The sequence below is a fragment of the Dyella sp. ASV21 genome, assembly GCF_016428975.1.
Taxonomy (GTDB): domain Bacteria; phylum Pseudomonadota; class Gammaproteobacteria; order Xanthomonadales; family Rhodanobacteraceae; genus Dyella.
This window is the reverse complement of record NZ_JAELTT010000043.1, coordinates 1-21,460: the sequence shown is the minus strand read 5'-3', so window position 1 is coordinate 21,460 and position 21,460 is coordinate 1. Positions and strand designations below refer to the sequence as shown.

At 64.6% G+C, this 21,460-nt stretch carries 14 protein-coding genes and 1 tRNA gene; 11 read left to right on the top strand and 4 right to left on the bottom strand.

Annotation, left to right across the window (positions count from 1 at the left end):
- The first annotated feature begins 52 nt into the window (after positions 1–52).
- From JHD67_RS14345 to JHD67_RS14335, 3 genes are all read left to right on the top strand, one after another.
- Positions 53–128, top strand: a tRNA-Ala gene (locus JHD67_RS14345).
- Between the two features lie 246 nt (positions 129–374).
- Positions 375–1,448 (top strand): GGDEF domain-containing protein, encoded by a 1,074-nt coding sequence (locus JHD67_RS14340; RefSeq protein WP_199099914.1) that lies wholly within the window; start codon positions 375–377, stop codon positions 1,446–1,448.
- Positions 1,449–1,631: 183 nt separating this feature from the next.
- Complete coding sequence (locus JHD67_RS14335) at positions 1,632–2,303, top strand: DUF2076 family protein (protein WP_199099913.1); 672 nt, start codon at positions 1,632–1,634, stop codon at positions 2,301–2,303.
- Positions 2,304–2,360: 57 nt separating this feature from the next.
- Here JHD67_RS14335 and JHD67_RS14330 read toward each other — a convergent pair whose 3' ends face one another.
- The 3 genes from JHD67_RS14330 to JHD67_RS14320 form a co-directional block, all read right to left on the bottom strand.
- On the bottom strand, positions 2,361–3,077 hold the full coding sequence (locus JHD67_RS14330) for a tetratricopeptide repeat protein (protein WP_199099912.1): 717 nt from the start codon (positions 3,075–3,077) through the stop codon (positions 2,361–2,363).
- On the bottom strand, positions 3,074–3,760 hold the full coding sequence (locus JHD67_RS14325; RefSeq protein ID WP_199099911.1) for a Fe2+-dependent dioxygenase: 687 nt from the start codon (positions 3,758–3,760) through the stop codon (positions 3,074–3,076). Before JHD67_RS14325 ends, JHD67_RS14330 begins: the two co-directional genes overlap by 4 nt.
- A gap of 198 nt (positions 3,761–3,958) precedes the next feature.
- The gene (locus JHD67_RS14320) at positions 3,959–6,247 is read right to left on the bottom strand and encodes a TonB-dependent receptor (RefSeq protein WP_199099910.1); all 2,289 of its coding nucleotides are present in this window, start codon (positions 6,245–6,247) and stop codon (positions 3,959–3,961) included.
- 522 nt (positions 6,248–6,769) lie between these two features.
- On the opposite strand from JHD67_RS14320, the gene tviB reads away from it, so the two are divergent.
- The 5 genes from tviB to JHD67_RS14295 all read left to right on the top strand — a co-directional run bounded on the left by tviB (position 6,770) and on the right by JHD67_RS14295 (position 13,198).
- Positions 6,770–8,047, top strand: a complete 1,278-nt coding sequence (gene tviB / locus JHD67_RS14315) for a Vi polysaccharide biosynthesis UDP-N-acetylglucosamine C-6 dehydrogenase TviB (protein WP_199099909.1) — start codon at positions 6,770–6,772, stop codon at positions 8,045–8,047.
- A gap of 16 nt (positions 8,048–8,063) precedes the next feature.
- Complete coding sequence (locus JHD67_RS14310; RefSeq protein WP_199099908.1) at positions 8,064–9,074, top strand: NAD-dependent epimerase; 1,011 nt, start codon at positions 8,064–8,066, stop codon at positions 9,072–9,074.
- Positions 9,075–9,180: 106 nt separating this feature from the next.
- Positions 9,181–10,854 (top strand): GMC oxidoreductase, encoded by a 1,674-nt coding sequence (locus tag JHD67_RS14305; protein ID WP_199099907.1) that lies wholly within the window; start codon positions 9,181–9,183, stop codon positions 10,852–10,854.
- A 14-nt stretch (positions 10,855–10,868) separates the two neighbouring features.
- Positions 10,869–11,651 (top strand): 4'-phosphopantetheinyl transferase superfamily protein, encoded by a 783-nt coding sequence (locus tag JHD67_RS14300; RefSeq protein ID WP_199099906.1) that lies wholly within the window; start codon positions 10,869–10,871, stop codon positions 11,649–11,651.
- 146 nt (positions 11,652–11,797) lie between these two features.
- Positions 11,798–13,198: a TIGR03013 family XrtA/PEP-CTERM system glycosyltransferase gene (locus tag JHD67_RS14295; protein ID WP_199099905.1), complete on the top strand. Its 1,401-nt coding sequence runs from the start codon at positions 11,798–11,800 to the stop codon at positions 13,196–13,198.
- On the opposite strand, the gene JHD67_RS14290 is transcribed toward JHD67_RS14295, so the two are convergent.
- Entirely contained in the window at positions 13,195–13,875 is a 681-nt protein-coding gene (locus JHD67_RS14290; protein WP_199099904.1) for a hypothetical protein, read from the bottom strand. The two genes, JHD67_RS14295 and JHD67_RS14290, sit on opposite strands and share 4 nt — an antisense overlap.
- A gap of 110 nt (positions 13,876–13,985) precedes the next feature.
- Here JHD67_RS14290 and JHD67_RS14285 point away from each other — a divergent pair, with 110 nt between their 5' ends.
- From JHD67_RS14285 to JHD67_RS14275, 3 genes are all read left to right on the top strand, one after another.
- On the top strand, positions 13,986–14,765 hold the full coding sequence (locus JHD67_RS14285) for a hypothetical protein (RefSeq protein WP_199099903.1): 780 nt from the start codon (positions 13,986–13,988) through the stop codon (positions 14,763–14,765).
- A gap of 244 nt (positions 14,766–15,009) precedes the next feature.
- Positions 15,010–15,927, top strand: coding sequence for a cupin-like domain-containing protein (locus JHD67_RS14280; protein ID WP_199099902.1), 918 nt, complete (start codon positions 15,010–15,012; stop codon positions 15,925–15,927).
- 48 nt (positions 15,928–15,975) lie between these two features.
- A partial coding sequence (locus JHD67_RS14275; protein WP_199099901.1) for a polyketide synthase occupies positions 15,976–21,460 on the top strand: 5,485 nt, incomplete at its 3' end.

Below are 21,460 nucleotides of genomic sequence, written 5' to 3'. Positions count from 1 at the left end.
GCCAGGGACTTGGCGAAAGCCAAATTACGCTGGTAAGATCCCTCGCTCGTGTGGGGCGGTAGCTCAGCTGGGAGAGCGCTGCGTTCGCAATGCAGAGGTCGGGAGTTCGATCCTCCTCCGCTCCACCAATTCATTCCAGACTCAACAGCGCTTTATGCCTCGCGGCTGAAGCGCTGTTTTGTTTTGGGCGGTCGCCCGCTGAATGTCCGCCGCCGCCCCGCCAACTTCCTCCTATTTGCCCGACAAGTCGTGATGCACGAATCGTGCGGAGACCGCCGCCGAGCATGCGTACCATGACGCGTCCAGCGTGACAGCGGTCCGGTGATACCAGCCATTCCGCCCCTGGATGCAACGACTTCAGCGGAGGGTTCACTATGCGGTTCCAGCGCAAGCTGTTAACCCTTCATACCACCGCACGACTGCGCGATAGCGCGGATTGGCGACTGTACTGGACCCATTCCGTGCAGCAGTTGCGTCGACGGGCCGTACTCCTGCAACTCTTCGGATTCACCGGCTGGGCGCTGTCCAGGCTGCTCGCTCGCCCGGGCACGCCATTCGACCTGAGCATCACCATCGCCGGCCTCTGTTGCGGAGTGCTGAGCCTGACGATCACAGCCCTTTCGCGAAACCTGGCCGCTTACGCGACAGGCTCGAGCCTGGGCGCCATAGCCATTACCCTGTGCCTCTACAACAGCAACGTCATCGGTACTCATCAGCCCACGTTCTGGGTATTGCCCATGGGCCTGCTGATTACGGTTGGCATGGCCCCCTTGTTTGCCGACCGCCTCAGCTACCTGCTCTCCTCCTGCGCGGTGTGGACACTGGTGGCGGCTGGGCACATCGAAGTCTTGCTGCGCTCGGAGGATGCTCACTGGATCATGCTGATGATCGCAGGCGGCCTCGCACTGGGCACCCTTCTCAACCACCTGTTCGACCAGGAGCGCAGGAAAACCTTCCTGGTTCAACGCGAACTTATCCGGCTGTCTTTCTACGATGCTCTCACCGGCATCTACAATCGACGCGGATTGATGGAACTGCTGCAGGAGTGCCATGCACGTGCCGCCACGCAGGAGTACTACTTCCTGCTCATCGACATCGATAATTTCAAGTACATCAACGATACCTTTGGACACGATGCGGGCGACATTGTGCTGATCGAGGTCGCCGCCCAGATCAAGCGCTCCGCCAACGATCAGCCGCATGGACGCCTCGGCGGCGAGGAATTCGGCGTGCTCGTTCCCGGCAGTGCCGAGGTGGCCACGCACTTTGTCGCAGAACTTTGCGAACGCATAGCGTCCATACAAGTTTTGGCGCACACGGTCACTATCAGCGTTGGCATTGCGCGCATGTGCGGATCGGCCAGCATCTCCGATGTACTGCGTCTCGCCGACCAAGGCATGTACGAAGCCAAGGAGAACGGCAAGGACGGCTACGTCTTGATGCGCTGAACGCACAGCTTGCGCAAGCCTTGCTGAGCACGTGCAGAGCCTCATCCCATCCTGACTGTGAGGCAAACAAATCCTCGTCTCCCCTTGATGTCTTGCGCAGAGGGCACACTTCCGGCACTGCATGTCGGGCTTTTTTGCCGCCATGGTGTCTGTCACTCGTCGCCGCTCGGAGAACCGTTCGTCATGACCCCGCAGGAACAGCAGTTGCTCGATGATTTTCTTCAACGCCTGGTTGCCGCCGGTGGCGTCATGAAGGACCCGCAAGCGGACGCGTTGATCCATCAACGCCTCGCCAGCCAACCCGATGCCTTGTACCTGCTAGTGCAGCGCAGCCTGTTGCAGCAACAGGCCCTGGAGGCCGCCAAGGCTCAGATTGCGCAGTTGCAAGCCCAATCGCAGGGGCCGTCGTCCAGCACGAGTTTTCTCGGTGGGCAGCCATCCGCCTGGGGGACGCCGTCGCCGGGCTATCCGCCTCAGCAGCCAACCCAGCCGCCGGCCGCACCGGGCTGGCGTGAGCGCCTGTTCGGCGCCCCGCCCGCGCGCGCGCCAGCACCGCAAGCGGCAGCCCCCAGCTTCCTCGCACAGGCGGCCACCACGGCCGCAGGCGTTGCCGGCGGCATGTTCCTCTTTGACGGCATCGAAAGCTTGCTCGGCGGCCATCATGGCGGCGGTTTCCTCGGCGGCGGCACAGGCCAGTCCACCGTGATCGAGAACGTTACCGAGACCAACAACTACTTCGACGACGATCGCTCGCGCCGGGATAACAGCAGCAACGATTTTGCCTCGACGGATTTCGGCTCCAGCGATTTCGACGATGGCAACGACGGCGGCTTCGACGACAACAACTGGGCATGATGAAAAGGCCGGTGCCCGCCGCATGCGGGCACCGGTCGCATCATGCAGGCTTGGGGGTCAGATCGCTTCAGCAGCGACCGCGCGCAATTCCGGATGGCTCGATTGTCGCAGGTCGCTACGCACGGCTTCGACGAAATATGCCGGCGCGGCGTGCAGGGCCGAGCGCAGCAAGGCGCACGCCTCGGCGATGCGTCCCTGTTCGGTCAACACGGAGGCCCAACTGCACTTGCCGCGATAATCACCCAGCTCCGCCGAGCGCCGATAAAGCTCATAGGCCCGGGGGAGATCGACCTCGGTTTCCCAACCGAACTCGTAATATTGCCCCAGGAAATGCATGGCCCGGCCGTGCCCTGCCTCGGCGGCGCGGCCAAACCACACGAACGCCGCGGCACGATTCACCGGCACGCCCCGACCGTTCGCAAGCACGTGCGCATAGTTGTACATGCCCCAATCGGACGCATGCTCGGCGGCTTCGCGATACCACACCGCCGCCAATTCATAGCTGACCGGCACGCCCCACCCGTTCTCATGGATGCGCCCGAGCATGTTCATGGCGAACGACTCGCCCTGATGTGCAGCGTGTTGGAACCAGTAAATCGCCTCGCCCACATCGCGCGTGCAGCCGATGCCTTCGAGATACATCTGGGCGACCGCCAATTGCGAGCCACGATCGCCAGCCAAGGCCTGCGCCAGCATGGACGCATGCGCCCGTGCCGGGCTCGCTCTCAGCAGGTGCAGCAGTTCGTCCGCATGACCCGGCGCCGAAGTACTCATGTCTCCGACCAAATGCGTAACAGGTTGTGATAGATACCGGTCAAACGGAGCACGTCAGAATGCGGGGAATGGGCTTGGGTAAGACTCTGGATGGACACATCCAGTTCCAACAGCATACGACGACGCTGCTCGTCGCGCACCAAGCTTTGAATCCAGAAGAGCGAAACAAGCCGCTCGCCGCGTGTCACCGCCTCCACGCGATGCTGGCTGCTGGCCGGATACAGGATCATGTCACCCGCGGCGAGTTTGACGGTATGGGCGCCGAACGCGTCCTCGATGACCAGCGCGCCACCCTCATATTCGTGCGGATCGTTGAGGAATAGCGTGGCGGAAATATCCGTACGTATGGGTACGCTCGCGCTGCCGCTGCGATCGTAGCGAATGGCGCTGTCCACCCGCAGGCCCAACGAGCCATCGCCACGATGGCCATGGAACCGCGGCGGGTCAATGTGACGCGGCAAAGCGCCAGCAAAAAAGGTGGTGTTGCGCGCCAGGGCATCCAGCACGAGCTGGCCCAGTGCCCTCGCCTCCGGTGAATCCTCCGGCAGTTGCAGGTTGCCCGCAGCCGGCGCGGAGCGGTGACCTGCCGAGATGTTCCCATCCGCCAGGCCCGCCTGCACCAGTTGCTGTCGGCAGTGTGCCAGTTCGTCGGCGGTGAGCACTCCGGCAACATGGAGCAGCATGGCGATTCCTTCTTGAGAGCCCGCGTTTCGACCTCCGCGCCCTTCCTTTGGTGACCAGGCCGGATCATGTCCCGAACCTGGACCACTCGCGCGCCATCCATAGTGGCGCGCAAACCGCATCCGGCATGAGTCACACGGAGCGCTTGAGCTGGCGCTGAGCAAACGGGCCGCGTGATGCGCGGCCCGTGGGCGAACCTATCAGAAACTGAAGTTGGCCGTGAGCATGCCGACCCGCCCCGGCGCCACTGACGCATAGTGCGAGGCGTACGCCTTGTCGAAGTAATATTTGTTGGTGAGGTTCTGCACGTTGAGCTGCAGTGTGAGGCGCGGATTCACCTGGTACGAGGCCATTGCATCGAAGCGCGTGTACGCAGGCACCCACTTGGTGTTGGCGGTATCGCCGTAGACCTTGTCCTGGTAGTACGCACCGCCGCCCACCGACCAGCGCGATGTAATGGCCACGCTGGTCCACAGGGTGAAACTGTTCTTGGGTGTATTGGGGAACTGATTGCCCAGGCTGGCCGCACCGCCCGGGCCGGTCTTCACCAGCTCGCTGTCGAGGTAGGTGTAACCGCCGTACACGCTCCAGCGTTCGGTGACCTGTCCACTGAAGCCCAACTCCACGCCATCCACGCGCTGCTTGCCGGCATTGATCTGCGGGCTACCGCGACCACCGGTAGCCACGCGTGCATTCGTCTTTTCCGTACGGAACACAGCCGCGGTGAGCATCAGCCGTGAGTCCAGCACGTCCCACTTGGTGCCCAGCTCCAGATTGCGACTGCGCTCGGGCTGCAGGTCGGCATTGGTCATGGCAAGACCATCCGCGCCATCGCCCGCATCCACGCCCGGCGGGTTGGACGAGGTGCCCCAGGAGAGGTAGACGCTGCCGTTTTGCGCCGGCTTGTAGACCACGCCCAACTGATAGTTCCAGAAGTCGGCATCGTTGCCGATGCGCGTGATCGCCCCTGTGCTGGTAGTCGTTGCCGTCGATTTGGTACGGAAACTGTCAAAGCGCACACCACCGTTCACCGACCACTGCGGGTTGAAGCTCACCGTATCGAACGCCCAGGCCGATCGCGTATCGGTAACGACACGGGTGGGATTCTGGCCGCCGATGATGGCGCCATAGAACGGGTCGTTCGGGGTCGGATGGCGCGCATCCGTGCACCAGTAACCCGACGGCGCACCGATGCCGTACTTGCTGCTGCAGGCGCCATTGACGATGGAACCGGCGTTATGAGTGTCGGCTGCGTTCTTGGCAGGGTCCACCAGGTAGCTGGTGCGCTGGGTCTTCTCGCTGCTCAGCTCGATGCCTGCGGCAACGCTGTGCTTGAGCGAACCGGTTTCGAACTCACCCGTAAGATCGGTCTGGTTGGTGAGGTTGGTGGTGCTGCTGTCGCGATTGTTGTTCCGGCGCCAGATGCCACCATTCACCAGGAAATTGCCCTGACTGTCGTCCGGCTGGGTCCAGATGTAGTCGTTGGTCGAGCGACCATAGAGCGTGGTGTTGCGCAGCAACCAACCATTGCCGAAATCGTGCTTGACCAGGATCGATCCGATGTCGTTGCCCTGCTTCTGGTAGTCGCGATCCAACCAGCCGTAGTACGTGCCGCGCGGCACCGAATACGGACGGCCATCGCCGTTGAGCCTGGCGTTCGGACTGGTGGCGGCAAAGGGGTTGTTATAGGGGATGCCGCTGTCCGGCGTGTCATCGCTTTGCAGGTGGTAGTAGCTCAGCGTCACGCTGGTGGCGGCATGCAAACCAAAAGTGACCGACGGCGCGATGCCCCAACGCGACATATCCGGGCCATGGCGCCCCGGCACGTCATTGCGGTGGCCCATGACATTGAGGCGCACCGCACTATCGGCACCCACCTGCTGGTTCCAATCCACCATTCCGCGGTAGTAGCTGTCGGTGCCCAGGCCCGCCGTGCCGCGCACGAAGTTCTCCGCCTTGGGCGCCTTGGTGACCAGATTGACGCTACCGCCCACGCTGCCACGGCCATTGAAGGCGGAACTGGGGCCTTTCAGCACCTCGACCTGGTCGATATCGAACAGCTCGCGTGACTGCGAGCCGGAGCTGCGAATACCGTCGATGAAGATCGAGCTTTCCGAATCGAAGCCACGGATGATCGGACGATCGCCATTGGGGTTGCCGCCCTCGCCTGCGCCAAAGGTAATGCCCGGCACCTGGCGCAGCACATCCAGCAAGGAGCTGGCCGCGGTCTGCTGGATGATCTCCTGCGGAATCACAGTGACCGAGCGCGGCGTATCCAGCAGCGGCGCGGTGAACTTGGGAGAGGTCGTATTGACTACGGTGGAGTGCACCTTCACGCCATCGAGCGTCTTCGCATCCTGCGGGCTCGCGGACATCTCCGCGAATTCGGCAGCCGCTGAGGCGGTGGAGGCGAAAGCCAGGCCCAGCGCGCTCGCCATCAGGCGAATGGGGGGCTTGGCCGACGAAGACACTATCGCTTTGCTAGTCATGCTCGGTCCTTCGCGCAGACACGCGCCGGCCTGCCGTCCAATCGGGCAACCAGGGGCCTGCAGGGGGGTGAAAAGGGAACGATATAGATCGGCGGCGGCGAGGCATTGCCTCCAACCGGGCCGATGGACACACGATAACCGTATTGAGAATGATTCGCAATATCTTGCGCGTAATTCCCTGCGCGACGGTCAGCCGTCACCCACACCGGCGACCACGCACGCTCCCACTCCGCACGCGCCTCGCGGACGCATGCATCCCTTGTGCTGCATCCATGCCGTGCACAAGGGCCAAGCTCGTCACGTTCATTGCATCCACCATCCGGCAAGCAACCTCTGGCCTAGCGGAAAAGCGACGTGACCCTGCTAGCCTTGCGCCGCCGATGCGATGCATTGCATCGGCATCTTCGGCAGGCACGAAGCCTGTGAAGCGCAAGGGCAAGGCACGCTCGATCCATCCGGGGCATCCATCGGATAACCTGCTGGCCGGCGCCATGCCCACCACACCAGACAGCGGGATCCGGCATGCACAATCTGGAAGACACCAAACTCGCCATCATCGGCCTGGGCTACGTGGGCCTGCCGCTGGCCGTGGAGTTTGGCAAGCGCTACGACACCCTGGGCTTTGACATCAACCAGTCGCGTATCGATGAGCTGCGTGCCGGCCGTGACAACACGCTGGAAGTCACCGCAGCGGAACTGGCCGAGGCCGACCGCCTGCGCTTCAGCAGCCAACTGGCGGATCTTGCCGACCGCAACGTATTCATCGTCACCGTGCCTACGCCGATCGACTCAGCCAAACGGCCGGATCTCACGCCGCTGGTGCGCGCCAGCGAAACCTTGTCCAAGGTGCTCAAGCGCGGCGACATCGTGGTGTACGAATCCACCGTGTATCCAGGCTGCACCGAGGAAGTGTGCGTACCCATCCTGGAGAAAGGCTCCGGCCTGGTGTTCAACCGCGACTTCTTCGCCGGCTACAGCCCCGAACGTATCAATCCGGGTGACAAGCAGCACCGTGTCACCAGCATCCTCAAGGTGACCTCCGGCTCCACACCGGAAACCGCCGATTTCGTCGACCGCCTGTACTCCTCGATCATCGTGGCCGGCACCCACCGCGCCAGCTCACTCAAGGTGGCCGAGGCCGCCAAGGTCATCGAGAACACCCAGCGCGATCTCAACATCGCCCTGGTCAACGATCTCGCCATCCTGTTCAACAAGCTCGGCATCGATACGCTGGAAGTGCTGCAAGCCGCCGGCACCAAGTGGAACTTCCTGCCGTTCCGCCCCGGGTTGGTAGGCGGCCACTGCATCAGCGTGGACCCTTACTACCTCACCCATAAAGCGCAGGAAGTGGGCCACCACCCGGATGTCATCCTCGCCGGCCGCCGCACCAACGACAGCATGGGGCCGTACGTGGCCAGCGAAGTGATCCGCTTGATGGTGCGCAAAGGCATCAACCCGGTACAGGCGCGCGTATTGGTGCTGGGGCTGGCCTTCAAGGAAAACTGTCCCGACCTGCGCAACACCCGCGTGGTGGATATCGTGCAGGCACTGCGCAGCTACAACGCGCATGTCGACGTACACGACCCCTGGGTGAGCGTGCCGGAAGCCGAGCACGAGTACGGCCTCTCGCCGATCGGTGAACCGGCAAGCGCCAGCTACGATGCGGTGATCATCGCGGTTGGCCATCGCCAGTTTGTGGAACTGGGCGCGCAAGGCATCCGCGCCTTCGGTAAACCCTCCTCCGTGGTCTACGACGTCAAGTACGTGCTACCGCGCGACGCCGTCGACGGCCGCCTTTGATTTTCAGGAACGCATCATGAAAGTGTTGGTAACGGGTACTGCTGGCTTCATCGGCTCGCATGTCGCCGAACGCCTGCTGGCACGCGGCGACGAGGTGGTTGGCCTCGATAACCTCAACGACTATTACGACGTAAACCTCAAGAAGGCACGTCTCGCCCGCCTTACCGACCGCCCCGGCTACACCCATGTGCATGCCGATCTTGCCGATCGCCAGGCAATCGAGCAGTTGTTCGCCCATCACCGCCCGCAGCGCGTGGTGCACCTGGCTGCGCAGGCCGGTGTGCGTTACGCGGCCGAGAACCCCCACGCCTACACCACCAGCAACATCACCGGCTTCCTGCACGTACTGGAAGGCTGCCGTCATAACGGCGCCGAACACCTCGTGTTCGCCTCCACCAGCTCGGTGTATGGCGCCAATACGGCGATGCCGTTCTCCGAGCATAAATCGGCCGAACATCCGCTCACGCTCTACGCCGCCACCAAGAAAGCCAACGAGCAGATGGCGCACAGCTATGCGCACCTGTATGGCATCCCCTGCACCGGCCTGCGCTTCTTCACCGTGTACGGTCCCTGGGGCCGGCCGGACATGGCCCTGTTCCTGTTCACCCGCGCCATCCTTGCGGGCGAGCCGATCCGCGTGTTCAACCACGGGCGCCACAAGCGCAGCTTCACCTACGTCGACGACATCGTTGAAGGCGTGATCCGCACGCTGGATAAAGTGCCGCCCATCGATACGCACTGGGACAGCAACCTGCCTGATCCGGCATCCAGCGGCGTGGCGCCTTATCGCCTGTTCAACATCGGCAACGAGCGCCCGGTCGAGCTGCTGCGCTATATCGAGGTGCTGGAGCAATGCCTGGGCCGCAAGGCGATCATGGAGCTACTGCCCCTGCAGCCCGGCGACGTGCCGGATACCGAAGCGGATGTAACGGACCTGATACAGACCGTTGGCTATAGGCCGCAGGTGTCGGTAGAAACCGGTGTCGACAACTTTGTACGCTGGTACCGCGCGTACTACGGCGTGTAGAGCAGCCAAGGCCAGCCACCCCGCAGACGCACCTGATCCGCATCGACCGGATCCGCAGATGCAACACCATGACGCAATGGACGTGTGGGTCTCCTAGGGGAATGGCGTGATCATCGATTACTTGAGTGGCGCATATCCGGCCGAAAAGGAAGCGGACCTGTGCGTGATCGGAGCCGGTGCCGCCGGTATCGCCATCGCGCAGGCCTTTATCGGTACATCGGTTCGCGTCTGCCTGCTGGAAAGCGGCGGCCTGGCCGGCGAGCAACGTAGCCAGGCACTCTACGAAGGCAGTTCGGTCGGACCCGTACCATTCGATTCCGGCAGTTCACGCATGCGCGTGTTCGGCGGCAGCTGCAATCTGTGGGGCGGCGGCTGTATCCCGCTCAGCGACTACGATCTCTCGCCGCGCGATTGGGTGCCGCATAGCGGCTGGCCGATCGGCTTTGCCGAACTGGAGCCCTACTACGCACGCGCCCGCCACTATTGCGGCATCCAAGCACACGATTTCGGCGACGGCAGCTTCGCCGGGCCCACGCCCAGGCCGCCGATCGTGTTCGATGACGGCAAGCTGATCAACCCTATTTTCGCCAAAAGCCCGCTGCTGTTTGGTGACGCCTATCGGCACGCGCTGGAACGGGCACCCAATATCGACGTGCTGCTGCACGCCAATCTGCTGGAGCTGGAAGCCACGCCCGCGGGCGACGCCGTGCGCATCGCGCACATCGGCACCCTGGACGGTCGACGCGGCTGTATCCGTGCCCGCCAGTACGTGCTGGCCTGCGGTGGCATCGAGAACGCGCGCCTGTTGCTGCTGTCGCGTTCGGTCGTGCCACACGGGCTGGGCAACCAGCACGATATGGTTGGGCGCTATTTCATGGATCATCCAAGCGGCAAGCTCGGCACGCTCACCACCGATGCGCCGCATCGGGTGACGCGGCCTTACGAGCGGCACTACCGCAAGAACCAACTACCCGCCTTTCCCGAGATAGGCATCTCGCACCACTACCAGCGCCGTCATCGCGTGCTCAACGGTCGCGTGCATCCGTTCGGGGTGGAGGGCCCCCTGCCGCGCGGCATTCGCGCGCTGCGCGAATTGCGCTCGGCCTTGCGCCGTTCGGTGCTGGACGAAAGCACCACGCTGGAGGCGCGCCTGTGCGCGGCCATGCGCAATGGCCCCGCCGCGGAAACGGTGGGTGCGCCGACCAGCCTGAGTCGCACCGCACTCAAGCTCGGCCTCGGTGTCGGTGACATCGCCCGCGCGGCCGTGCACAAGCTCACCGATCGCCCGGCGGTGCCAAGCAGCCATATCGAACTGGTCGGCTTTTTCGAACAAGCCCCTAACCCCGACAGCCGCATCACCCTGGGCGATACGCTGGATGCCCTGGGTCAACCCAAGGTGCGCGTGGACTGGCAACTCACGCCACTGGATCGCTACACGTACCGCAGCGCAGCCACCATGGCGGGCCACGAACTGGCGCGCGCCTGCAACGGCCACTTCCAGCTCGAACCCTGGCTCGAGCAAGATGCGCGCAGCGTGCCCCAGGTGCATGGCACCGCGCACCACATGGGCACCACCCGCATGTCCGACGACCCAAAGAACGGCGTCGTCGACCGTCATTGCAAAGTGCACGGGATGGACAACCTGCATATCGCCGGCAGCTCGGTATTTCCCACGGGCGGCTGGGCCTTCCCCACCTTTACCATTGCCGCGCTCAGCCTGCGCCTGGCCGATGAACTACGGGGCGTGCTCACCGCCTGCGCCACTACGGGTTTGCTGTAAGCCAGGCTCCCGCCATGTCGGTCCAAACCCTCTCCATTACCTCGTTTCGCGAAGCGGCGGAGCACGCGCTCCACGCCACACGCGCAGGCACCATCGAGGATGCGCACGCGCATGTGCTGGTGTTCGACGCCGTGCCGTGGCGCCTACATCAAGAGGCAGCACTGCATCTGCTCAGCCCGCTGGAACAACAGCGTGCCGGCCGTTTCAGGCTGGCCGAACACCGCGACACCTATGTACTAGCCCACGCGTTCTGGCGCCTGGCCATCGCCATGGCGTTGGCACGGGACGTACGTTCGGTGGGCCTGGTGATATCCGCCAGCGGACAACCGCAGCTCCCCGGCATCGGCTATGCCACCAGCCTCAGCCATAGCGGCACGCACATAGCCATCGCGCTGGCCCGCGCCGCCTGCGTCGGCGTCGACATCGAACAGGCGCCACCTCGTCAGGGCCTGTACTCGCTGGTCAGCGTGCTATGCACGCCACACGAGGCACGGGCGATCGAAGCGCTCGCCGAAGACGAGCGCGATGCGGCCCTGCTCGCCCTGTGGACACGCAAGGAGGCATTGCTGAAGGCATTCGGCATAGGCCTGCGCGAGGCACCCACCGGCATTGCCGCCGACCCCGGTCGCCTGATCGCGCCGCCTCTTTCGGCGGTCGACGCATACGCCTGCCTGATCCATCCTCTCGCACTGCCCACCGGGTTGACCGGCGCGCTGGCCGCGCCGGCCGCCATCCAGCACGTCGTCGTGCATCGCTTGCCTACGCCATCGGACCGCTTGCCACCCGACACCGCATAGTCGGGCGTCTCAGGTGTAACACCCCTGAGACAGCCGAACGGCAGCCACGCCGTCTTACCTAAGTTGCATCGACACCCTCGCAAGCCTCGCGATAGCCTCCTAACCAGTAAAGGGACATTGCTACTACTTGGGGTTAGGGGGATCGGATGCTTCGTTTTCTCCGTCGGCAATCCGTTCGTTGGCTCATGCTGCTGGGACTGTGCGAGTTGCTTTTACTCGCGGCCTCCCTGTGCGTGGCCACCTACGCTCGCTACTTTCGCGATGCGGAAGGGCTTGCTGAATTCACGCATCACCTGCCGGAGCGCGCGCTGGTTTTCGCCACCGTGATCGTCATCGGCATGGTGGCTCTGGGCCAATACCAGGCGCATATGCGCATGACCCGCTTTGGGTTGCTGGCGCGCCAGGCGGTGGCCTTTGTGCTGGGTGGCGTGCTGCTGGTGATCGGCTACTACATCGTGCCGCAGGCGTACGTGGGCCGCGGTGTGCTGGCGATCGCGCTTGCGCTGGGGTTCGTGCTTGTCATGGGCTGCCGCATCTTCTTCCTGCAACTGGTGGAGGTGGAAGCGCTCAAGCGCCGCGTGCTGATCCTCGGCGCGGGCACGCGTGCCGCGCAGATCCATTTCCAGATGCGTCGCCGCACCGACCGGCGCGGGTTTTCGGTAGTGGGTTATATCCCGCATGCCAGCGAAACCGTGGTGGTTCCGCCCGAGCACCTGATTCGTACCAACCTGCCCCTGTGCGCCTATGTTCAGCGGGAACAGATCGACGAAGTGGTCGTGGGCGTGGACGACCGTCGCGGCCATCTGCCCATGGACGACCTGCTGGAATGCCGTCAGCAAGGCACCACCATCACCGATCTCACCTCGTTCTTCGAGCGCGAATCGGGGCGCCTGCAACTGACCGTGCTCGATCCTTCATGGCTGGTGTTCTCGGGCGGCTTCAACGGCACACCGCTGCGCCAACTGAGCAAGCGCTGCTTCGACCTAGTGGCCGCCTCCATGCTCTTGCTGCTGTGCTGGCCGCTGATGCTGCTGGAGGTGCTGGCGATCCGGCTGGAATCCGGTCCCGGCCAACCCATCCTGTATCGCCAGGAGCGCGTGGGCGCGCACGGCTGTACCTTCATGCTGTTGAAATTCCGCAGCATGCGCACCGACGCCGAGCGCGACGGCATTGCGCGCTGGGCCAGCAAGAACGACGATCGCGTGACACGCGTGGGCCGCATCAGCCGCAAGCTTCGAGTGGATGAACTGCCCCAGTTGTGGAACGTGCTCAAGGGCGACATGAGCATCGTCGGGCCACGACCCGAGCGTCCGCAGTTCGTCCACAATCTGGAATCGCAGATCCGTTACTACAGCCTGCGCCACTGCCTCAAACCCGGCCTCGCCGGCTGGGCACAGTTGAGCTACCCCTATGGCGCCACCGTCGAAGAGGCCGCCGAGAAGCTCAAGTACGACCTGTTCTACGTGAAGAACCACAACCTTCTGCTGGATCTGCTCATCCTGATCCAGACCGTGGAAGTGGTGCTGTTCGGGCGTGGCGCCCGCTAGTTGCCGGCGTCGGACGGCATGGACGGCGGCGTGCCAGGGGTAGCGGTCACCGCGCCGAGGGAGCGCAGCGGCGAGCTATACCAATCGACCACGCGACCATCGTCGAAACGCACCCATGACGGGCCGTATTCCCATCGCTCGCCGTGCACACTGGACGGTTCACCAAGTGCCTCACGCACGTCATCGCGCGTCATGCCGAGCGAAAGCCTGGCGACCGGTGTCGCGGTTGCGCCGAGTGGCCGCGCTTCCTCAGCAGGAACATCCGAAGTAGTCGAGGGCGCCAACGCCGGGCGGCCCAGCATGTCCCAGCCGAGCACCACCAGCGCCAGTACCGGCAACAACAGCGTCACTAGCGGATGCCGCCAGGCGGGGCGCCGCTGCCTGAGCGTCGATGCGGCGGGCAACGGCATCACGCTCTCGGGCACCGCAAAGCGCACGCGCGTCGCCGAGCCCGGCAAGCGGCCATGCTCACGCTCAAAGGCCATCGCGGCATCGTACTGGGCAATCAGCCGTTGCAGGCGCGCCGCGGCCACCGGGTCCACGGGGGCGTCGCCGCGCCGATCAGGATGCATCCGCGATACATGGCGACGATATGCCTGTTTGAGTTCGGGCAAGCCGCACCCCGGCCGTAAGCCGAGCGTCCGATACATGTCGAGAAAGTCGGTTTCGCTGGCCAAGCCGGCTCCCCCTCCGGTGGCAATACCCTGGTGCCCTCTTGCCGAGGGTCGGCGATCATTCTGGACACAGCATGATGTCATTCGCAATATCCAACTTTCGAAGGGTCCTCATGCATTCCACCTCCGGACGTCCGCCACGTCGCACCTCATGGATGCGCTTCGTTGCCCTGTTCGTGGCCGGCGCCGCATCGACCCAAGGCCACGCCACGAATGGGGGCATCGATACCACGCCCCCGGCCAACCCTGCCCTGGGCGCGCATACCTTGCTCACCCACTCCGAGGGCATGGGCAGCACGCCGGCCGTCACGGCCCCGCTCGACACCCAGCCAAGCGGAAGCTCATTCATCGTGCTCAATGGCGGCTACACCAAGAACGCCAACACGCCCGAAGACAGCTATGGCAATCGCTGGAAACGAATCGGCGGCGGCCCCGTCTATAACGGCTACGGTGGCGCCTTCAACGTCAACGCGTATGTCGCGGTGGCCGGCAAAGGTGGCCACGGGCATACCGTGCGCATCGACAAGTCCGGTTATCCCGAGGGCGAAATCTCGGTGCCGTTCATCGAGGTGACCCACGCCGGCCTACTGCAGGCTGTCGCCCAAAACTATCCCGCTGCTGACCTGGTGCTCACCAGCGGCAGCGTCACCACGACCGGGCCGGCCACCTTGATCGCCGTGTGGTGGGGCGATGCGGGCGTTAAACGCATGACGGTCAAGCCCGATAACGGTTTCACGCTGATCGACAGCTATCTCATGCTGCCTGACAACAGCGGCGTGCAATGCGCCGTCGCGTACCGCCAGGTCGATGCCGCCGGCACCTACCGCGTGAGTTGGGTCGGCTCGCCCGTTCAGGGCGCCATCCTGTGGTTGTTCGCGTTTCAGGCGAAATAGCCCGCCCCGCCTTCGCACCTGTTTTGATGCGTCGACTCGGTCATAGGCAGTAAGGGATAGGGGCAGGAATAGACGGGATGGTCTAGGGAAAAACGCCAGCGATCAGCCGACAATCACAGCCATTCCGGGCAATGCAGAACCACTGGCTTTCGCACCCTTTTGTGGCTTCCAGCGGCGCCTGTCGAACACCAGGGGGACTCGCAAGGCGGGTCTGTTCCGCAGCACGCGGGGGAGGGTGTAAGTCATGCATGCCGGCACAGCCGCATTGATCGATATGGATTGGTCCACGTTCGACCCTTTGCACACGCAGGGTCTGCGCCACACGTTGACCGATCACCCCCTGCTGCAACCTGACCAACTGGTCGCCCTGGGCAAACGCTTCCAAGGCAGCAGCCATCTTTTCACCTTCAACAACACGGCAGGCGCGGACGCCAACTTCGACGACGTCGCGCGGTTGTATCCCAATCGCCGTTCGGTCACCGATACCTTGCAAGGCATCAACGAAGCCAAGGCCTGGATGCTGCTGCGTCACGTGCAGGCGGACCCGACCTATCGCGCGCTGGTGGATTTCGTACTCGACTCGGTCAAGTCGCAGGTGGAAGAAAAGGACCCGGGCATGTACTACCGCGCCGGCTGGATCTTCATCGCCTCGCCACACACCGTCACGCCGTTCCATATCGATCGCAATCACGGCATGTTGTTGCAGATCCATGGCACCAAGAAGGTCTACGTGTGGGATGCCGAAGACCTGGATGTTTGCAGCGAACAGGCACGCGAGTGCTTTCATTCGCGCCATGAGCTGGACAAGGTGAAGTGGGACGAATCCTTCCGCGAACGCGCCCACGTGTTCGAGGTATCGCCCGGTATGGGCGTGTATATCCCCATCACTTGCCCGCACATGGTGGAAACGGGGGATGACCCTTCCATCACCATCAGCCTCACTTACAGCACCGAGGCGACACGCCGCAACGCGATGGAGCACGTGCTCAACGACCTGTTGCGCAGCAAGGGGCTCAAGCCACCGCGTGTCGGCAGTCATCCGCTACTGGATCGCCTGAACTACTTCGGCGCAGCCGCCGTGATCGCCATGCATGGCCAGGGCAGCCACCCCCCGGCCTGCCCCTCCTTGGCGCACCGCACGGCTTATGCCGTTGCGGACTGACGCCTGCTCGCACCACCGCCCGTTGTCGACGCACGCGTAGTCCATGCCATGAATACGACCAGCTCCGACCGTCACGCCTCCACGCCCCCTGCGCCGGGCTTGTTCGACGTACTGCTGCGTCAAAGTGGCGGACTGGATGCGCACTGGCACCAAGCCAGCTTCCCGCTGTCCGTCTCGACATCCGCAAACCTCACCTGCACACCCACCGTGCTGCTGTGCGCTGCGCTGGCCTTGACCGAATCGCGCCTTACCGGCGCAGCCGACGTGCTCGCCACGCTGAGCGAGCAAAGCCACCAGCGCCAGACGCTTCTTCCCGTACCGCGAGAGATGCAGCGCGACACCTGGCTGCGCGAGGTAGCCACACGCCTTGCCGATGCCGGCGATGCCGAGACCCGCGCCGCCTGGTGCGCCAGCGATACGGCACCCGAGGCAACGACGCTCGCACACAGCCAGTGGCAGTCCGCCGGTGACGCCCTGCGACTGGCTTACGAAGCACCGTTTGATGAGCTGGGCGCGGTACTGTTCGCGCGCTGTCTCGCGCGCGCACTCGCCGCCCTCACCGCCAAGGACGACGCACTGCTCGGCGACATCGACGTTATCGATCCCATCGAGCGTGCGCAGTTGCTTGGCCGCTGGAACGAGACCGCCGTACCGCGTCATGCCCATGACACCGTGCACGGCCTGTTCGCCTCCACCGCGCGCCGCCACCCCGATCGTCTCGCCATCGTCGCGGATGGCGCGTCGGTGCGTTACGACGCATTGGTCACCTGGACCGATCGGATCGCGGCCAGCCTGATCGGCGCCGGCATCCAGCCGGGCGATATCGTCGGCCTGATGCTGGAGCGCTCGCCCGCCGCCATCGCGGCCATGCTGGGCATTCTCAAGGTCGGTGCCGCATTTCTTCCGCTGGATGCCAGCCACCCGGCGGAACGGCTGGCCTTCACGCTCAGCGACGCCCGCGCACGCCTGCTCATCGCGGCGGCCGATAGCCCGGCGTTGCCGGGCGTAGACCTGCCCGTGCTGACACCCGCGCAACTCGATGCCGAAGCGCCGCCGATCGCACTGCCCGTGGTCGATGGCAGCGCGCTCGCCTATGTGATGTACACCTCGGGCTCCACTGGCACGCCCAAGGGCGCGCAGATCATGCACCGCTCGATCATCCGCCTGGTGCGGGACGTGGATTACATCAACCTGGGTGATGCACCGCGCATGTTGCACGCCGCGCCACTGGGCTTCGATGCCTCCACCCTGGAAGTATGGGCACCGCTGCTCAATGGCGGCACCTGCATTATCTACGGCGAACGCATTCCCACCGGCTGCGGCCTTGCACGCACGATCCAGCGCCACGATGCGCGCATCGCGTGGCTCACTGCCGCGCTGTTCAACGCCATCGTGGACGACGACGCCAGCCGCCTCGACGGCCTGCGGCAATTATTGATCGGTGGCGAAGCACTCTCGGTGGCGCATGTGCGCAAGGCATACGCCGCCTTGCCGGACATCACCATCATCAACGGCTACGGCCCGACCGAATGCACCACTTTCTCGGCCACCTACCGCATTCCGCGCACGCTGGATACACAGGCGCATTCCATACCCATCGGCCGCCCCATTCCCAACACCACCCTGCATGTGCTCAACGCGCGTGGCGAGCACGTGCCGGTGGGCGTGGCGGGCGAGCTGTACATCGGCGGTGCCGGCTTGGCGCGCGGCTACCTGGGCCAACCGGAACTGACCGCCGAACGCTTCGTGGCCGATCCATTCGCCGCACCCGGCGAGCGCCTCTATCGCACGGGTGACCTCGTGCGCTGGCTGCCCGAGGGCGTCGTCGAGTTCATCGGCCGTACGGATCACCAAGTGAAGATTCGCGGCTTCCGCATCGAACTGGGTGAAATCGAAGCCGCGCTGCAACGCGTCGAAGGCGTTCGCGCCTGCGCGGTACTGGCGCGCGAAGATCGCCCGGGACAAAAGCGCCTGGTGGCCTATTACGTGGCCGACGATAGCCGCTTGAGCGCACGCCGCTTGCGCGAGCAACTGGCGCAGACCTTGCCCGAATTCATGGTGCCAGCCATCTATCTGCGCCTCGATGCCCTGCCGGTCACCCCCAACGGCAAGCTGGATCGTCGCGCCCTACCCATGCCCGACAGCCGCCGCCCCGAACTGGCGGACGCCTATGTCGCCCCACAAGACAGCGTCGAACAGAAACTGTGCGAACTGTTCGCCGACATGATCGGTCTGGACCAAGTGGGTCGACTCGACCATTTCTTCGACCTCGGCGGCCACTCGCTGCTTGCCGTGCGCACACTGGCACGCATTCACGCGGAAATATCCGCCGCACCCACTATTCCGGCCTTTTTCGCCGAACCGACACCCGCCGCACTGGCGGCGCTTATCCAGGGCCATCGGCACACCTCGCCGCTGGCCGCACGCCTGTCGCGCGGCCGCCGCCCGGATCATGGCGAGGCCATCGCCATCATTGCCATGAGCGGGCGTTTTCCCGGCGCATCCAACGTAGAGGCGTTCTGGAGCAATCTTTGTGAAGGCCGCGAGTCGATCAGCTTCTTCACGCCCGAACAGCTGGACCCGGTCGTGCCTGCCGACGAACGCAACGACCCTGCCTACGTCGCCGCGCGCGGTATCGTCGAGGGCGTGGAGGACTTCGACGCCGCCTTCTTCGGCATGTCGCCGCGCGAAGCGGAGCTAACCGATCCGCAGCAGCGCGTTTTCCTGGAACTGTGCTGGGAATGCCTTGAACGCGGCGGCTACGTACCCGATGCGCACGACGTGCCGGTGGGCGTGTTCGGCGGCATGCACAACGCCACCTACTTCCAGCGCCAGCTCAGTACCCGCCCGGACCTGATCGACAAACTCGGTGCTTTCCAGGTGATGCTGGCCAACGAGAAGGACTACCTGACCACCCGCGTCGCGTACAAGCTCAACCTCACCGGGCCGGCCGTCAGCATGAACACCGCCTGCTCCACCTCGCTGGTCGCGATATGCCAGGCTACGGCCGCCCTGCGCGCCGGCCAGTGCGACATGGCGTTGGCCGGCGGTGCGTCGATCACCTGCCCCCCGCGCAGCGGCTACCTTTCGCAGGAAGGCTCCATGCTCTCGCCCGACGGCCACACACGCACCTTCGATGCGCAGGCCCAGGGCACCGTGTTCAGCGATGGCGCCGCAGCGGTGCTGCTCAAGCGCCTCTCCGATGCCGAACGCGATGGCGATACCATCCACGCGATCATCCGCGGCGTCGCCATCAACAACGACGGCGGCCTCAAGGCCAGCTTCACCGCCCCCAGCAGCGCCGGCCAGGCGGCGGTCATCACCATGGCGCTGGCCGATGCCGGCGTCGATGCACGCTCCATTTCCTATGTGGAGGCCCACGGCACGGCCACGCCGCTGGGCGATCCCATCGAGATCGAGGGGCTTACCACCGCCTATCGCCAACATACGAACGATCGCGGCTTCTGCGCCATCGGCTCGGTCAAGAGCAACATGGGCCACCTGGTAATGGCAGCGGGCGCCACCGGCGTCATCAAGACCGCGTTGTCGCTACGAGAGCGCCTGTTGCCGCCGACACTGCACTATCAATCGGCCAATCCCAAACTGGCGCTGGCCGATACACCCTTTGTGGTCAACGCCGAACTGCGTCCATGGGCGTCCGAGCGTGGGCCGCTGCGCGCCGGTGTCAGTTCGTTCGGCGTCGGCGGCACTAATGCGCACGTCATTTTGGAAGAAGCACCGCCCGCGCTCGCGTCCGAGCCGGCGGAGGGTCCGCAATTACTGTTGCTCTCGGCGCGCACCGCCGAGGCGGCGAGCATGGCGGCACGGCGTCTCGCCGATCATCTGAACGCGCATCCGAGCAGCAACCTCGCCGATGTCGCCTACACGCTCGCGCATGGCCGCAAGCGATTCGGGCAGCGGCTGTTCGCCGTGGCCAGCGATACGGCCGATGCCAGCGCACGCCTGGGCGCGCTCACCGCCACGCAGGCGCGTGCCTCCCAAGCGACGCCTGGCGTGGTGTTCCTGTTCCCGGGACAGGGCTCGCAGTACGCCGGCATGGGCCGCGCGCTGTACGCCACCGAGCCGGTGTTCCAGCAGGCGCTGGACGCGTGCGCCAACGAACTGCACGGCGAATTGGGCTTCAATCTGCGCGAACGCCTGTTCGCCGACGATCCGGATGCCTTGCGCGAAACCTCGCTGACCCAGCCCGCCACGTTCGCCATCGAATACGCACTCGCGCAATGGTGGCTGAGCCTGGGTGTGCGCCCGGTCGCGATGATCGGGCACAGCGTGGGTGAGTTCGTGGCCGCCGTGCTCGCTGGCGTGATGTCGCTCGCCGATGGCGCGCGGCTGGTCGCCCGGCGCGGCCGACTGATGCAGGCGTTGCCGGCCGGTTCCATGTTGTCGGTTCGCATGGATGCCGCCACGCTCACACCGCGCCTGCCGAGCCCACTTCAGCTCGCCGCCGAGAATTCCCCGCAAGCCTGCGTGGTAAGCGGCGACAGCGCGAGCGTGGAAGCCTTCCGCGCCGAACTGGAGCGCGATGGCATTGCCTGCCGCGTGCTGCAGACCTCTCACGCCTTCCATTCGGCGATGATGGACCCCGCACTCGCACCGTTCGGCGCAGAAGTAGCGAGCATCGCGCTGGCCGCACCGACACTGCCCATCATCTCCACGCTCAGTGGGCAACGTCTCACCGACGCACAAGCCACCTCGGCCGAGTACTGGACACGCCATCTGCGCGGCACCGTGCGCTTCTCCAGCGCGCTGCTCGATCAATTGGCCCAGGCTGACACGGTGTTCCTGGAAGTTGGTCCGCGCACCGCGCTGAGCACGCTCGCCCGCCAGCACCCGCAAAGCCGTGGCCGCACGATCGCCTCGTCCCTGGCCGATGCGCCCGAGCGTGAGCGCGCCGCCTTGCTGGAAGCCTTAGGCCAGCTGTGGTGCGCAGGCGCCGCGATCGACCTGGCGCGCCTGGATCGACGCGAACATCGCCGCCGCATCCTGTTGCCCACCTATCCGTTCGAACGCAAACGCCACTGGATCGAGGCCGCGCCGCGCCCGATGCAGGCGCCGACGGCATCGCCTGCATCGCCCCAGCACGACAACGTCATTTCCTTGTTCAACCCACCGACTGCCCCCGTAGCGGAGAGCTCCATGGATGCCAACCTCTCCGGCGCCAGCGCCGGCTCGGCTCGCTATAGCCGCTTGCTCAACCAGCTCGTCGAGCTGTTCGAAGACGTCGCCGGCACCGAACTGGCTGGCGCCGATCCCAGCTCGGGCTTTGTCGAGTTGGGCCTGGATTCGCTGGCGCTGACGCAAGTCGCGCTGCAGCTGCAAAAGACCTTCGCGCTGAAGATCACCTTCCGCGAACTGATGGAGTCGTTCTCCTCTTTCGAGCGCCTCGCCATGCACATCGACCAACTCCTGCCGCCGGACGCCGCCGCGCCGGCTGCCCCCGCTGCCGCGGCCACCGCTAACGCGGCCCCGGCGGCTGCCCCCACCTTCATGGCAACCGCTGCCAGCGGCAACG

What these genes read in the sequence shown, in the direction of transcription:
- JHD67_RS14340 (WP_199099914.1), top strand. Translation starts at nt 375, where the DNA reads ATGCGGTTCCAGCGCAAGCTGTTAACCCTTCATACCACCGCACGACTG.
- JHD67_RS14335 (WP_199099913.1), top strand. Translation starts at nt 1,632, where the DNA reads ATGACCCCGCAGGAACAGCAGTTGCTCGATGATTTTCTTCAACGCCTG.
- JHD67_RS14330 (WP_199099912.1), bottom strand. Translation starts at nt 3,077, where the DNA reads ATGAGTACTTCGGCGCCGGGTCATGCGGACGAACTGCTGCACCTGCTG.
- JHD67_RS14325 (WP_199099911.1), bottom strand. Translation starts at nt 3,760, where the DNA reads ATGCTGCTCCATGTTGCCGGAGTGCTCACCGCCGACGAACTGGCACAC.
- JHD67_RS14320 (WP_199099910.1), bottom strand. Translation starts at nt 6,247, where the DNA reads ATGACTAGCAAAGCGATAGTGTCTTCGTCGGCCAAGCCCCCCATTCGC.
- tviB (WP_199099909.1), top strand. Translation starts at nt 6,770, where the DNA reads ATGCACAATCTGGAAGACACCAAACTCGCCATCATCGGCCTGGGCTAC.
- JHD67_RS14310 (WP_199099908.1), top strand. Translation starts at nt 8,064, where the DNA reads ATGAAAGTGTTGGTAACGGGTACTGCTGGCTTCATCGGCTCGCATGTC.
- JHD67_RS14300 (WP_199099906.1), top strand. Translation starts at nt 10,869, where the DNA reads ATGTCGGTCCAAACCCTCTCCATTACCTCGTTTCGCGAAGCGGCGGAG.
- JHD67_RS14295 (WP_199099905.1), top strand. Translation starts at nt 11,798, where the DNA reads ATGCTTCGTTTTCTCCGTCGGCAATCCGTTCGTTGGCTCATGCTGCTG.
- JHD67_RS14285 (WP_199099903.1), top strand. Translation starts at nt 13,986, where the DNA reads ATGCATTCCACCTCCGGACGTCCGCCACGTCGCACCTCATGGATGCGC.
- JHD67_RS14280 (WP_199099902.1), top strand. Translation starts at nt 15,010, where the DNA reads ATGCATGCCGGCACAGCCGCATTGATCGATATGGATTGGTCCACGTTC.